The organism is Acrocarpospora sp. B8E8 (assembly GCF_039871605.1).
Lineage (GTDB): Bacteria > Actinomycetota > Actinomycetes > Streptosporangiales > Streptosporangiaceae > Acrocarpospora > Acrocarpospora macrocephala.
In genome coordinates this window covers 16,427-30,183 of sequence record NZ_JBDPLV010000065.1, presented here as the reverse complement: position 1 = coordinate 30,183, position 13,757 = coordinate 16,427, and the positions used below count along the sequence as shown (strand labels likewise).

Below are 13,757 nucleotides of genomic sequence, written 5' to 3'. Positions count from 1 at the left end.
ACAGTGACAATTGTCCGCGCGCGAACCCGCGTTGTCCGCCGCTTCGCGAACTACAAGCGACAGGCGTAGATATCGGTCACGAGGATGGCCTTCGCGCCCAGATCCCAGAGCTGATCCATGATCGACTGGTGGCCCTTACGCGGCACCATGGCCCGCACCGCCACCCAGCCCTCGCGGTGCAGCGGCGAAACCGTGGGCCCTTCCATCCCCGGCGTGATGTCGATCGCCTCATCGATCCGCTCCGCGCGGATGTCGTAATCCATCATCACGTAGTCCCGCGCGACCAGAACGCCCTGCAACCGCCGCACGAACTGCTGGAATCCGGGATTGTCCGCCGCCCCCACCTGCTTGATCAGCACCGCCTCGGACGTGGCGATCGGCTCCCCGAACACCTCAAGCCCGACATTCCTCAGCGTCGTCCCGGTCTCCACGACATCGGCGACAGCGTCGGCGACTCCCAGCCGCAGCGCCGTCTCCACCGCTCCGTCGAGCTTGATCACCCGCGCGTCCACGCCCTGGTCGGCGAGATACTTGCTGAGCAGTCCCGCGTACGACGTGGCGATCCGCTTCCCCATCAGATCCTCGACACCGGTGTACGCCCCCGGCGTCGACGCGAACCGGAACGTCGACCGCCCGAACCCGAGCGGCACGACCTCCTCCGCCGGAGCCCCCGAGTCGAACAGCATGTCCCGCCCGGTGATCCCGGCGTCGAGGGTGCCCTCCCCCACATACACGGCGATATCCCGCGGGCGCAGGAAGAACAGCTCAGTGGAGTTCTCGGGGTCGACGACCACCAGCTCCTTGCTGTCCTTCCGCGGCCGGTATCCGGCCTCTTTGAGAATGGTCTGGGCGGCCTCGGTAAGAGCACCCTTGTTCGGTACGGCTAGACGCAACATGATTTGCCCCTCGGCATCGGATCTTCACCTGGTTTACCTGGGTTGCCGGACTCACGCGGAGTCCTACAGATGCTTGTACACCTGGTCCAACCCGATTCCCCGCGCCACCATCAGCACCTGCAGGTGATACAGCAGCTGCGAGATCTCCTCAGCAGCCCGATCCGCCGACTCGTACTCCGCCGCCATCCACACCTCGGCGGCCTCTTCCACGATCTTCTTCCCGATGGCATGCACCCCAGCGTCCAGCGCCGCCACCGTCCCCGACCCTTCCGGCCTGGTACGCGCCCGCTCGGACAACAAGGAGTACAGCTCATCGAAGGTCGTCATGATCCACTCTCACACTCACGGAATCTGCCAGGTCAACCCTAGCTGCCACTTTCCCGATTCCGTGTGACCGTCCACGCTCCGAGACCCCATGTCGGCGCACGACAGCACATCACTCCAGAAAATTGGTCAGGCCAAATCTTGACAGGGCTACGCCCCGGTGGCACGCTCAACCGCACCACCAACCGCCAACTAGCGACTCCCCTCCCTGGTCACTGGAGATAGATCATGCGTCGTTGGACAATCGTCGCGGCAGGCGTCCTCTTCATCCTCCCCACCGCCTGCGCCACAGAAGAGACATCAACCGGAACTGGTAAGACCACTATCGGTATGGTGACGCAAGCGTGGGACAACCCCGCGATCAAGGACATGGCCGATGCCGCCATCGCGCAGGCCGGTAAGCACGCCGATGTGGAGTTGCTGGCCCAGGACAGCGCCAACATGCAGGACATGATCAGCAAAGTGCAGACCATGATCTCGCGTAAGGTCGACGCCCTCGGCATCGAGCCGTGGGACAAGCAGCAGATCATGCCGATGCTTCAGCAGGCCAAGCAGGCGAACATCCCGGTCTTCATCCTCCAGTCGGAGGTACCCGGCACCGACGGCAACGGCCTGGTCGTCTCCTCGCTCATCGGAAACGAGACCGAGGGCGGGAAGGTCGCCGGCCGGTGGCTCGGCGAGCAGCTCGGCGGATCCGGCCGCGTTCTCGTGCTGGAGGGAGCCCCGGCAGATACGCCGGGGATCGAGCGGGCGAACGGTTTCGAGCAGGGCCTGGCCGAGACCGCGCCGGACGCCAAGGTGGTCGCCCGCCAGCCCGCCGACTGGGCACGGGACAAGGCCCTGCGGGTGACGACGGACCTGCTCACCGCCAACTCCGACATCGACGCCATCTTCGCCGACAACGACGAGATGGCGTTCGGAGCGCTGTCCGCCCTGCGTGCCCGCAAGCTGGAGGACAAGGTGACCCTCATCGGCTACAACGGCACGTGCATCGGCCTGCAGGCGACCTACCAGGGAACCTTCGCCGCCGACGGGGTCCTGTTCCTGGACCTGATCGGGGCCGAGTTCATCGACGCGTCCCTGGCCACCATCAAGGGCGAGAAGGTTCCCGCCAAGATCGAGCCGCCCATCACGCTGCTGACGACCGCGCACCTCAAGGAGATCGAGCAGGGCGCGACGAGCGTGACGGTGAACGGCAAGCCGTTCGAGGTGGACGACCTGCTCCGGGCGCGCGTCACCAAGGCCATCTCGGGCACGTGCTGATGACAGCGGCGACACTCCTCAACGCCGTCGAGGTCAGCAAGACGTACTCCAGTGTCAGGGCGCTGGACAGGGTGAGCTTCACCCTCGAGCCGGGTGAGATCCACGCCCTGGTCGGGGAGAACGGAGCCGGCAAGTCGACCCTCATCAAGGTGCTGACCGGCGTGCATTCCCCCGACCCCGACGGGGGGCGTCTGGAAGTCAACGGTGAGCAGACGGTCCTGCGCAATCCGCTGCACGCGGAGAAGCTCGGCATCTACGCCATCCACCAGCACCTGCCGCTGGTGGACGGGCTGAGCATCCTGGAGAACTTCCTGCTGGGCAAGTCCCGGGCGGCGCAGCGCACGACGCGGTGGGGGATGCTCGACCGGCGCGGCGCCAGGCCCATCGTGGCGGAGACGCTGGCGCTGATGGGGCTGGACTTCGACGTGACGACGCCGATCTCCGCGCTGTCGGTGCCCGAAGCCCAGCTGGTGCAGATCGCCCGCGCGCTGGCCACCGACGCCAAGGTGCTGATTCTCGACGAACCCACGGCCTCGCTGACCGCGGCCGACCGTGACGCCCTGTTCGACCGCCTGCGGGACATGCGCGAGCGCGGCGTGGGGCTGGTCTACGTCAGCCACCGCCTGGACGAGATCACCACGCTGTGCGACCGGGCCACGGTGCTACGCAACGGCGCGGTCGTGGAACGGCTCGGCACGGCGAACCTGGACGTGGGCTCCATGATCGCCGCGATGCTGGACCGGCCGGTCCAGGCGATGTACCCGCCGACGGCGGAGCCCTCCGGCGAGGCGCCGGTGCTCACGCTCTCGGACGCCGTGGTCGGCACCGCGCCTCCGCTCTCGCTGGAGGTCCGGGCCGGCGAGGTCCTGGGCCTCACCGGCCTGGTCGGCGCCGGGATGGTGGAGGCCGCGGAGACCCTGGCCGGTGTGCGTCCACTCGCCCGCGGCCGGATGATCGTCGAGGGCAGGCAGATCCGTGCCTCCTCCCCCGCGCAGGCGATGCGCGAAGGGATCAGCCTCGTCCCGGAGGACCGATCGCACGCCCTGGTGGCCGGGATGAGCATCGAGCGCAACCTCGCGCTGACGATCGCGGCCTGCCCGGCCGTGCGGGATTCGATCCGCGGCGCCGGCACGGTGCTGCGGCGCCAGCGGGTACGGCGGGCGGCGCTGAAGGCGATCGGCGACTTCAACATCCAGCCAAGGGATCCGGCGGCGCCGGTGGGCGGGCTCAGCGGCGGCAACCAGCAGAAGGTGGTCATCGCGAAGGCGGTGGCGACCCGTCCGAAGGTGCTCATCCTGATCGAGCCGACGGCGGGCGTGGACGTCGGCGCGCGGGCGGAGATCTATGCGATCCTGCGCGAACTGGGCCGCACGGGCGTGGCCGTGATCCTGGTCAGCTCGGACGGCCAGGAGATCTGCGGCATGAGCGACCGGGTGCTCGTCTTCCGTCGCGGTACGGTGGTCGCCGAATTGCCTCGCGGGACGGACGAAAAGGAGATCATGCTGCATGCGACAACCTCCTCCGTGCATCCCGCAGTCTGATGCCGTGACGGCGCCCCCTCCTCGCCTCTCACATCCGCAACGGGCCTCCGGTAGCGTGAAGACCGTGTCGGGCCCTCTCCACGACGTGAAAGAGCATGTCGTCAACCTGATTCTGAACGGCGAGCTCTCCCCTGGAGACGCGCTGCCTGCCGAGCGGGAGCTCGCGACCCGGCTGGGGGTCTCCCGGCCACTGGTCCGCGAGGCGCTGCGGAGCCTGGAGGCCGTCAACATCGTCGAGTCCCGGCGCGGCGCGGGCACCTACGTCACGGATCTGAGCCCGGAGTTCCTCCTGGCTCCGCTGAGCTACGCGTTCCGGCTGGTTCGCGGCTCGGAGATCGACCTGTTCGAGGTGCGGCGCTTTCTCGAACCGCAGGCCGCGGCGATGGCGGCGATGCACCTGCCGGAGGACGATCTCAGCGAGCTCGACCAGTTGCTCGACGAGCTGGACGCCTCCGACCAGCGCACCTTCCCCGAGCTCGACATCGCCTTCCATGAGTGGATCGTGCGCCGCACGAACAACCGCCTGCTGCTCAGCGTGATCCGCGGCATCCGCGATCTGGAGTATCAGGTGCTCGCGGTGACCGCGACCAGCGCCGAGTCCCGGCTGCTGTCCGCCGTCGAGCACAGGACGATCGCCTCGGCCATCCGGGCACGTGATCCGGAGCGGGCGAAGGCGGCCATGCTGCTGCACCTGGCCCGGGTGGAAGACCAGTTCCGCCCAGGTAAAGCCTGAGAAACGCCACCCACGCCAGGCCGGTCGCGAACCCGTGACCGGCCTGAAGCGTCCTGGTCAGACCGCCAGTCCCTGGCCATTAGTCCCTGGCCATTAGTCCCTGGCCATGGCGGCGGCCCGCAGCACCATCGCGGCGAGCAGGCGAATCTTGGCCCGGTCCGCGACTCCCGCCTGCTCCGCGTCCCGTGAGACGGCTAGCCTGAGTGTCTCGGCGTCGGCCGCCGGGTCCGCGGCCAGAGCCGACTCGGTCTCCGCGGCCCGGAACGGCCGGTCCGCCGCGCCGAACGCGACAACGCGCGGGCGTCCGCCGGGCGGCAGCAGGCAGGCGGCCCCGGCCTCGGCGAAGTCACCGTGCCGCTGCGCGAACTCGCGGAAACCCCAGCGCGTGCCCGGCGGGGGGATCTCCAGGGAGAGCCGTACCAGGATCTCGTCCTCTTCCAGCGCGGTGGACATGTATCCCCAGAAGAAGTCCGCCGCGTCCACGGTGCGAGAACCGGTGGCCGAGCGGACCTCGAGGCGGGCGTCGGCCAGGAGCATGGCGGCGGGCATCTCCGCCGACGGGTCCGCGTGGACCACGCTTCCTCCGACGGTGCCCCGGTTGCGGATCTGGTCGTGGCCCACCCAGGTCGCCGCGTGGGCGAGCAGGGGCCAGTCGCGCCGTACCAGGCTGGAGGAGGCGACGGTCGCGGTGGTCACCATGGCGCCCAGGGACAGGTGGGAGCCGGTCACCTCCATCGAGGTGAGTTCCGCCACCCCGCCCAGGTCGATCAGCACCGGCGGCCGGACCAACCGGAAGTTCATCATCGGGATCAGGCTCTGGCCTCCGGCGATCACCTTGCCGCCGTCCGCGGCGGCCTCGGCCAGCAGGGTCGCGGCTTCGTCGAGCCCGGTGGGGGCGTAGTACTCCATCATCGCGGGCTTCACGGCGACCTCCAACATCTGGACTGACCAGTTTCTCGCTGACTAAGGATAGATTCCCTGATGAAGACCTGCAAGATTCCGAACGCTATCCCCATTCACTAAGGATTGGTCAGGCCAATCGCTTGACTGGTTTCGATGGTTTCTGCCAGGCTTCCTGGCATTCCCCTTGGTTCGACCCTCGGAAGGGCAGGAGGGCACGTGAAAACCCAACAGGCGCCGGGCGCGCACACGCGGGCTCCGGCACCGCCGGCCGGGCGCGCCGGCCGGATTCTGCGCGGCGCGCGGTCCTCGGTCGGCGGAACGGCGGCGGCCCTGATCATCATCTGGATCGGCCTCACGGCGGCCGCGCCGAGTTTCGCCACCGTGTCGAACCTGCTGAACATCTTCCTGGCCGCCTCGACCCTGGCGATCATCGCCGGCGGGCTGACCCTGGCGCTCATCGCCGGGGAGATCGACCTGTCCCTCGGGTCGGTGGAGGCACTGGCCGGATCCCTGGCCGCCGTCCTCATCGTGACCGCCGGGCTGCCCTGGCCGCTCGCCCTGGTGCTCGGCGTGCTGGCCGGGGCCGCGGCCGGCGGGGTGAACGCGTTCTTCACCAGCAAGCTGGGCGTGCCCTCGTTCGTCACCTCCCTGGCCATGCTCAGCGTGGCGGGCGGCGCGGCCTACCTGCTCACGCAGGGCACCTCGGTGTTCGGGCTGGGACCCCAGTTCGGCGCGATCGGGCAGGGCAGCCTGTTCGGCGTCCCCGCGCCGGTCCTGATCGCCGTGGTGATCCTGGCGGTGCTCGCCTTCGTCCTGCAGCGCACCTCGTTCGGCCTGAACATCTACGCCGTCGGCGGCAACCCGGAGGCGGCCCGGCTGTCGGGGGTGAACGTCCGGCGCACCAAAGCGGTCGTGCTCGTGCTCAGCGGGAGCCTCGCCGGCGTCGCGGGCATCATCCTCGCCTCCCGGCTGGACGCCGGCTCGGGAACCGTCGGGGCGGCCGACCTCATGGCGGCGATCGCCGCGGTCGTGATCGGCGGCACGTCGCTCAACGGCGGGGTCGGCAGCATCGCCGGGACGGTCGTCGGAACCGTCCTGATCGCCAGCATCCAGAACGGGCTGGTGCTGCTGAACGTCACGGCCTTCTGGCAGCAGGTGGCGATCGGTTCGCTGATCCTCATCGCCGCGCTGCTCGACCGTCTTTCCAAGATCAGTACTAAAGGAGTCACCGCATGAGCGCCCCCGAACAGTCCGAGATCCAGTCCCTGGACCTCATCATCCGCGACGGCATCGTTGTCAACGCGGAGTCGATGGGACAGCTGGACGTCGGGATCAAGGACGGCGTCATCGTCGCGGTCGGCCAGATCGACACCCCCGCCGCCGAGATCGTGGACGCCTCCGGATGCTTCGTGGCGCCCGGCGCGATCGACGTGCACACGCACTTCCATCACTGGGTGAGCTACGTCGGGTCGCACAACGCCGACGACTACGACACCGGCACCCAGGCCGCGGCCTCCGGCGGCATCACCACCGTCATCAACTACGCCTTCCAGGAGGAGGGCGAATCGCTGCGTACCGCCGTCGACCGTGACCTGGAGCTGGCCGGAACCCAGGCGAACATCGACTACGGCCTGCACGTCGTCGTGACGAACCAGGCCGACACCGTGGTGAAGGAGTTCCCCGCCCTGGCGGCCGACGGATTCACCAGCGTCAAGGTCTTCGGCGCGGTGACCGGATTCCAGCTGCCCGACGCGGGCATCCTGCGGGTGCTGGAGGAGGCGGCGGCCAGCGGCATCCTCGTCAACGTGCACGCCGAGGACGGCGCCCTCATCGAGCACCTCACCCAATCCTTCCGCGACCGCGGGCACACCGGCGTGGAATACCTGCCGCGGGCCCGGCCTGCTCAGGCCGAGGCGATCGCCACCCGGAAGATCGCCGAGTACGCGGCCTTCCTCAAGGCTCCGGTGTACTTCGTGCACCTGTCGACGGCCGCCGCGCTTGAGGCGGTCCGCGAGGTGCGCACCCGCTTCGACAAGATCTTCGTGGAGACGCGGCCGGTCTATCTCTTCCTTGAGGAGAGCGTCTACGAGCTGCCCGAGTCCGAGGGCAACAAGTTCGTGTGCCTGCCGCCGATCCGCTCCACCGAGGACAGCGAGGCGCTCTGGGAGGGTCTGCGGCTGGGCGACATCGACACCTACGCTACCGACCACGCTCCGTGGCGCAGCGAGCAGAAGCTCGCCGAGGCTCCGTTCTGGAAGATCCCCGCGGGCGTGTCCAACCTGCAGACCAGCGTGCCGATGCTGTTCTCCGAGGGGGTGCGCACCGGACGCCTGCACCCCTGCCGCTTCGTCGCCGTGACCTCCGCGAACCCGGCCAAGCTCTTCGGGATGTATCCGAAGAAAGGCGTCATCGCGGTGGGGTCTGACGCCGACATCGCCGTCATCGACCCGGGTGACGTGCGGGTGCTCACCGCCGACCAGATGCACTCCAAGGCCGACTACGACCCGTACGAGGGGTACGAGTGCCACGGCTGGCCGCGCTACGTCTACTCGCGCGGCGAACTGGTCGCCGAGCGGGGCCGGGCCATCAGCCGCCCTGGCCGCGGGCAGCTCATCCGGCGGGGCGCGAGCTCCTTCGACACGGTCTGAGCGGGTGATGACGTGGCCAGCGAACGCATGCTGACGGCGGCGCAGGTGCCCGCCGGAGGCGTCGACGCCGACGCGATCGACGCCATCCACCTGGCGGCGGGCCGGCACGACCTGATCGTGTTCCCTGAAATGGCGAACGTCCCCTACTTCCCGGTGGCCCCTGCCCTGCACGAATGGCTCGCCGACACGTTGGCCGGCCAGGACGAGGAGAGCCTGTTCTCCCCCTACCGCCGCCTCGCGCGGCGTACGGGCAGCTATGTCGTCGCCGGCCTGTGCCTGCCGGGTCCTGACCTCACCCGCAACGCGGCGGTCGTCTTCGACCGGGCCGGGGAGCTGCTTCCCGGCCGAGGCCTGCTGTCCGGCGAGGCGGCACTCAGCTATGACAAGACCCACCTGTGCAACGTCCGCCACTACGGTTCGGTCTTCCTCGAGGATCAATATTTCCGGGCGGGACCCGAACTGGTTGTCTGGGACCTCGACTTCGCCCGGATGGGCGTGCTCATCTGCTACGACCGGCACTTCCCCGAGGCATGGTCGACGCTGCGCGCGAACGATGTCGGCATCGTCGCCGTGCCCACGGCCTCACCGGCGGGGACGGCGCCGACCTTCCTCGCCGAGATGCAGGCGATGACGCTGCAGCAGTCGGTGTACGCCGTCGTGGCGAACCGCGCAGGACCGGAATCACTGCCGGGGATCTGGACTACCGAATATCTGGGGCAGTCGGCCGTGTTCGGCCCCGACGGGTCCGTTCTGAACGTGGCCGGCGACGGCCTCTTCGCGCAGGCCTGCGCCCCGTACGACACGGCGGCCCTCGACTCCGTCCGCGCGGCGATGGGGCTGGCCACGAGCCGGCGCCCCGCCCTGTACCAGATCTGATCCCGTCCATTGAACCTAGGAGAGCTCACGTGAGACGAGTGGCCGATGCCGTCGCCGAGACCCTGCGGGCCCAGGAGATCGACGTCTTCTTCATGCTGACCGGCGGCGACCCCGCGCTGTGGACCGCCCTTCAGCGCCAGGGCATCAGGATGATCCCCTGCCGGAGTGAGCAGGGCGCGGCCTACATGGCCGACGGCTATGCCAGGATGACCGGCCGCCCCACCTTCGTCTACGGCCAGCACGGCCCGGGGTCGGCCAACATCTCCTCGGCGCTCGCGGACGCGTACTGGGCGATGAGCCCGGTCGTCTCCCTGACCAGCTCGGTGCCGGCGGCGACCCGCGACCGCCACGAGTACCAGCTGCTGGACCAGCTGGCGATGCACCGCCCGGTGACCCACTGGGCCGGGGAGGCGCTCCGCGGCTCCCACGTGCGATCGATGCTGCTGCGCGCCATGCACGAGGCCACCAGCGCGCCCGGCCCCGCGCACCTGGACATCCCGCGCGACGTGCTGGCCGAGCCGCTGGAGGACGACGGCACGCCGGACGCCCCGGCGGCCACGCTGCGGGCCCCGCAGTACCGGACGGCTCCCGCGCCGGAGGCGGTCAAGGCGATCGTGGCGCGCCTGTCCGGCGCACGCCGAGTCGTGATCATGGCCGGGTCCGGTTCCCGGGTCTCGGGGGCCGACCCCGAGGTGCGGCTGCTGGCCGAGGCCCTGCGGGCGCCGGTCGTCACCTCCATCGGCGGCAAGGCGTCCATCAGCGAGGCGCACCCGCTCGCGGTGGGCGTGGTGGGCCGCTACGCGGCCGGAGTGGCCAACGACGTCGTGGACGAGGCCGACCTGGTGCTCGTGCTCGGCAGCCGGCTGGGCAGTGTGACCAGCGACTCCTTCACGATGTTCGCCGCCGCGGACCTCATCAGGGTCGACACCCGCTCGGACGCGCTGGACCCGTCGGCGGCCCTCAACGTGCTGGCGGACGTGAAGCTCACCGCCCAGGCCCTGCTCTCCGAGCTCGGCGCCGACCCGGGGGCCGCGCGGGACACCGCGTGGGTGGCCTCGGTGGGCGAGCGGGTCGCCGGGTGGCGCGAGAACGCGCTCAAGGTGCCCTCCACGGGAGGCGAGTCCGGGCAGATGCACCCCCGCGAGGTGGTGTCCGCGCTGTCCGAGTCGCTCTCACCCAGCGACGTCGTGGTCGCCGACACCGGCTACATGGCGGCCTGGGCCGGAGTCCTCTACCAGGCGCGTGCGGCGGGAACCACCTTCCTGCGGGCCGCGGGCTCGCTCGGCTGGGCGATCCCCGGAGCGCTCGGCGCCCAGCTGGCGGCGCCGGAGCGCCGGGTCGTCTGCGTCACCGGTGACGGCGGGACTGGATACAACATCGCCGAGCTGGAGACCGCGGTACGGGTGGGCATCCCGGTCACGATCGTGGTGGTCAACAACGGCACCCTGGCCTTCGAGTACCACCTGCAGAAATACGTGGAGAAGAACGTCATCCCCGAGATCAACGACTTCTCCGACGTCGACTACGGAGCCGTCGCGCGCTCGCTGGGCGCGGCAGGCGTGCTGGTACGTTCCAAAGGCGAGCTGGATGACGCGCTGGCGACCGCGGCGCGGAGCGAGGCTCCCACGCTGATCGACGTCCGCGTCGACCGGGAGGCGATCGCCCCCGTCACCTCGTACGCGAATCAGGGCATCGACCCGTCCGCTCTCTGATCTGTGCCAAGGAGGCCGCCGATGCCTTACGTCCGGACCACCGTCAACGGCCAGCCGGTCGAGCGCGAGGTGGAAGCTCGCCTGCTGCTGTCCGATTTTCTCCGCCACGAGCTGGACCTGACCGGCACGCACGTCGGTTGCGAGCACGGTGTCTGCGGCGCCTGCACCGTGCTCGTCGACGACCGGCCGGTACGGGCCTGCCTGATGCTCGCCGTGCAGGCGAACGGCAAGCCGGTGCGGACCGTGGAGTCCCTGGCCGAGCCGGGGCAGCCGCTCTCCCGCGTGCAGGCGGCCTTCAAGCGCAACCACGCCCTGCAGTGCGGGTTCTGCACCCCGGGAATCCTCATGTCGCTCACCGCGGTGCTGGAGGAGGAGAGACCTGTTTCGAAGGAGCGGGCCGTCGACGCCCTTCGCGGGCACCTGTGCCGGTGCACGGGCTACCGCAACATCATGACCGCGATCGACGAGATCTGCGCGGAGCCGAAGGAGGTGGGAGGCGGTGCCGGGTAACGTGGGGCGGCCGATGCCGCGGCTGGAGGACGACCGGCTGCTGCGCGGGAACGGGATGTATCTCGACGACATTCACCTGTCGGGCTCGCTGCACGCGCACGTCGTCCGCAGCATGCACGCGAACGCGCGGATCGCCGGCATCGACGTCGAAGGCGCCCGGCGGGCGCCGGGGGTGCGGCTGGTCCTGACCGGCCACGACCTCGGCGACCTCAACGGCCCGCTACCGCTGCTTGGCCCGCACCCCAGCCTGCTGGCGCCGCGCACCCAGCGGCCGCTGGCGGTCGACCGCGTCCGGTACGTGGGCGAGGCCATCGTCATGATCGTCGCCGAGGACCGCTACCTCGCCGAGGACGCGGCGGACCTGGTCCAGATCGACTACGAGCCGCTGCCGGAGGTCGTCGAGTTCGACGACGCCCGGCGCGGCGACCGGTTCGTGCACGACGACATCGCCGACAACGTGGCCGCCGTCGTGTCGCAGGTCAGGGGTGATCCCGAAGGGGTGATCAGGTCCGCGCCGCACACCCTCGCGCTGAGCCTGGACATCGAGCGCAGCTGCGGCAGCCCGCTGGAGGGCCGCGGCGTGCTCGCCGACTGGGATCCGCGCCGGCAGAAGCTGACCGTGTTCGATTCGACCCAGTCACCGGTCGCGATCCGCCAGGGGCTCAGCCGGATCCTGGACGTGCCGCTGGACCGGCTGGAGGTCTCCGCGCCCGACGTCGGCGGCGGGTTCGGAACCAAGATCATGCTGTTCTACCCGGAGGAGGTGCTCGTTCCCTACGCCGCGCTGCGGTTGAGCCGGCCGGTGAAGTGGACCGAGGACCGCTGGGAGCACTTCATCAGCGCCAACCAGGAGCGGGGACAGCACCACGAGGCCGTCGTGGCTTTCGAGGACAACGGGCGGATCCTGGCGGTAAGCACCGATTTCGATCACGACACCGGCGCCTACGTTCCGTACGGGATCGCCGTACCAGCCGTTACGGGAACACACCTGCCCGGACAGTACGACATCGAGCACTACCGCTACAGCGGCCGGGTGCTCTACACCAACAAGCCGCCGGTGAGCCCCTACCGGGGCGCCGGCCGGCCGCAGGGCGTCTTCGTCATGGAGCGCCTGATCGGGGCGGTCGCCAAGCGGCTGGGCACGGAGCCGTGGCGGGTGCGCCGCGCCAACCTCATCCCGTCCAGCGCATTCCCGTACGACACGGGGCTTGAGCTGCACGACCGCAGCCGGGCGATCTACGACAGCGGCAGCTACGTCGAGGGCTTCGACCGGATGCTCTCGCACGTCGACGTCGAGGCGTTCCGGGAGCGGCAGCGCGCGGCGCGAGCCGAGGGCCGCCACCTCGGGCTGGGCATGGCCACCTATGTCGAGGGCACCGGGGTCGGCCCCTACGAGGGATGCGCCGCGACGCTGAACAGCAGCGGGCGGATCGTGCTGGAGGTGTCCGTCCCGTCCCAGGGACAGGGCCATGCCACCACCTTCGCCCAGATCGCCGCGGACGTCATCGGCTGCGCGGCCGAGCAGGTTCACGTGGTCACGGCGGCGGGAGGCCCCACCGCGGTCGGCCACGGCACGTTCGGCAGCCGGGCCGCGGTGATGAGCGGCAACGCGGTCGCCGCCGCCGCCCACGCGCTGCGGGCGAAGATCCTCGCGGCCGCGTCAATGCTGCTCGAATGCTCCGCGGAAGACCTGGAGACCAGGGACGGGAACGTCTTCGTGCGCGGTGCCGAGAACGCCCGGGTGAGCCTGGCCGACATCGCGAGCGGCGCCAACCCCATCCAGTACCCCGGCACGGACAGACCCACCCCCTGGGTCTCCCGGGAGCCCGGCTCCGACGCGCCGGTCTCGCTGTCGGCCACCGAGTACTTCCGCAGCGGTCAGTGGGTGTTCGGCAGCGGGGCCCACGGCGTGATGGTGGAGGTCGATCCGGGCACGGGACGGGTCACCATCGACCAGTACGTCGTCGTCCACGACTGCGGGCGGGTCATCAACCCGCTGGTCGTGGACGGCCAGGTGGTCGGCGGGCTGATCCAGGGCATCGGAGGCGCGCTGCTGGAGCGGCTGACCTTCGCCGACAACGGCCAGCCCACCACCACCAGCTTCCTCAACTTCCACCTGCCGACCGTCGACGACCTGCCCCCGCTGGTCCTCGATCATCTGGAGACCCCCTCCCCGTGGAACCCGCTCGGGATCAAGGGCACGGGAGAGGCGGGCATCATCCCGGTCGCAGCGGCGATCGCCGAGGCCATCGAGGACGCGCTGTCCCCGTTCGAGGTCCCCGTCACCTCGATGCCACTCTTCCCGGCGGAGATCCGCACCGCTATCGATAGGACCGAGCCGTGAACCTCGA

12 protein-coding genes are annotated in these 13,757 nt (G+C 69.8%); 9 read left to right on the top strand and 3 right to left on the bottom strand.

The window, feature by feature from the left end; genetic code table 11:
* Positions 1-50: 50 nt before the first annotated feature.
* Positions 51-896, bottom strand: a complete 846-nt coding sequence (hisG, locus tag ABGB08_RS42230; protein ID WP_347602470.1) for an ATP phosphoribosyltransferase — start codon at positions 894-896, stop codon at positions 51-53.
* 63 nt (positions 897-959) lie between these two features.
* Positions 960-1,223, bottom strand: a complete 264-nt coding sequence (locus ABGB08_RS42225) for a phosphoribosyl-ATP diphosphatase (protein WP_155356633.1) — start codon at positions 1,221-1,223, stop codon at positions 960-962.
* A gap of 327 nt (positions 1,224-1,550) precedes the next feature.
* Here ABGB08_RS42225 and ABGB08_RS42220 point away from each other — a divergent pair, with 327 nt between their 5' ends.
* The 3 genes from ABGB08_RS42220 (at position 1,551) to ABGB08_RS42210 (ending at position 4,757) form a co-directional block, all read left to right on the top strand.
* Positions 1,551-2,483, top strand: coding sequence for a sugar ABC transporter substrate-binding protein (locus ABGB08_RS42220; protein WP_347602463.1), 933 nt, complete (start codon positions 1,551-1,553; stop codon positions 2,481-2,483).
* Positions 2,483-4,024 (top strand): sugar ABC transporter ATP-binding protein, encoded by a 1,542-nt coding sequence (locus tag ABGB08_RS42215; protein ID WP_347602564.1) that lies wholly within the window; start codon positions 2,483-2,485, stop codon positions 4,022-4,024. The genes ABGB08_RS42220 and ABGB08_RS42215 overlap by 1 nt, the downstream gene beginning before the upstream one ends.
* A 64-nt stretch (positions 4,025-4,088) precedes the next feature.
* The gene (locus ABGB08_RS42210) at positions 4,089-4,757 is read left to right on the top strand and encodes a FadR/GntR family transcriptional regulator (RefSeq protein WP_347602460.1); all 669 of its coding nucleotides are present in this window, start codon (positions 4,089-4,091) and stop codon (positions 4,755-4,757) included.
* A gap of 93 nt (positions 4,758-4,850) precedes the next feature.
* Here the strand turns inward: ABGB08_RS42210 and ABGB08_RS42205 are convergent, their stop codons facing one another.
* Positions 4,851-5,681, bottom strand: coding sequence for an FAD binding domain-containing protein (locus ABGB08_RS42205; protein WP_347602457.1), 831 nt, complete (start codon positions 5,679-5,681; stop codon positions 4,851-4,853).
* Positions 5,682-5,876: 195 nt separating this feature from the next.
* Here ABGB08_RS42205 and ABGB08_RS42200 point away from each other — a divergent pair, with 195 nt between their 5' ends.
* From ABGB08_RS42200 to ABGB08_RS42175, 6 genes are read left to right on the top strand one after another with little or no spacing between them, the layout of a single operon-like run.
* Entirely contained in the window at positions 5,877-6,896 is a 1,020-nt protein-coding gene (locus ABGB08_RS42200) for an ABC transporter permease (protein ID WP_347602454.1), read from the top strand.
* Complete coding sequence (hydA, locus tag ABGB08_RS42195; protein WP_347602451.1) at positions 6,893-8,308, top strand: dihydropyrimidinase; 1,416 nt, start codon at positions 6,893-6,895, stop codon at positions 8,306-8,308. The genes ABGB08_RS42200 and hydA overlap by 4 nt, the downstream gene beginning before the upstream one ends.
* 12 nt (positions 8,309-8,320) lie before the next feature.
* Positions 8,321-9,184 carry a carbon-nitrogen hydrolase family protein gene (locus ABGB08_RS42190; RefSeq protein ID WP_347602448.1) on the top strand — a complete coding sequence of 288 codons (864 nt, stop codon included), beginning with the start codon at positions 8,321-8,323 and terminating at the stop codon, positions 9,182-9,184.
* Positions 9,185-9,213: 29 nt separating this feature from the next.
* Complete coding sequence (locus tag ABGB08_RS42185) at positions 9,214-10,896, top strand: thiamine pyrophosphate-binding protein (RefSeq protein ID WP_347602445.1); 1,683 nt, start codon at positions 9,214-9,216, stop codon at positions 10,894-10,896.
* Between the two features lie 21 nt (positions 10,897-10,917).
* Positions 10,918-11,406, top strand: a complete 489-nt coding sequence (locus tag ABGB08_RS42180; RefSeq protein WP_347602442.1) for a (2Fe-2S)-binding protein — start codon at positions 10,918-10,920, stop codon at positions 11,404-11,406.
* Positions 11,396-13,750 carry a xanthine dehydrogenase family protein molybdopterin-binding subunit gene (locus ABGB08_RS42175; RefSeq protein ID WP_347602439.1) on the top strand — a complete coding sequence of 785 codons (2,355 nt, stop codon included), beginning with the start codon at positions 11,396-11,398 and terminating at the stop codon, positions 13,748-13,750. The genes ABGB08_RS42180 and ABGB08_RS42175 overlap by 11 nt, the downstream gene beginning before the upstream one ends.
* Positions 13,751-13,757 lie beyond the last annotated feature (7 nt).

Excerpts from the sequence above, each read along its gene's own strand:
- hydA (WP_347602451.1), top strand. The coding sequence starts at position 6,893 with ATGAGCGCCCCCGAACAGTCCGAGATCCAGTCCCTGGACCTCATCATC.
- hisG (WP_347602470.1), bottom strand. The coding sequence starts at position 896 with ATGTTGCGTCTAGCCGTACCGAACAAGGGTGCTCTTACCGAGGCCGCC.
- ABGB08_RS42225 (WP_155356633.1), bottom strand. The coding sequence starts at position 1,223 with ATGACGACCTTCGATGAGCTGTACTCCTTGTTGTCCGAGCGGGCGCGT.
- ABGB08_RS42220 (WP_347602463.1), top strand. The coding sequence starts at position 1,551 with ATGGTGACGCAAGCGTGGGACAACCCCGCGATCAAGGACATGGCCGAT.
- ABGB08_RS42215 (WP_347602564.1), top strand. The coding sequence starts at position 2,483 with ATGACAGCGGCGACACTCCTCAACGCCGTCGAGGTCAGCAAGACGTAC.
- ABGB08_RS42180 (WP_347602442.1), top strand. The coding sequence starts at position 10,918 with ATGCCTTACGTCCGGACCACCGTCAACGGCCAGCCGGTCGAGCGCGAG.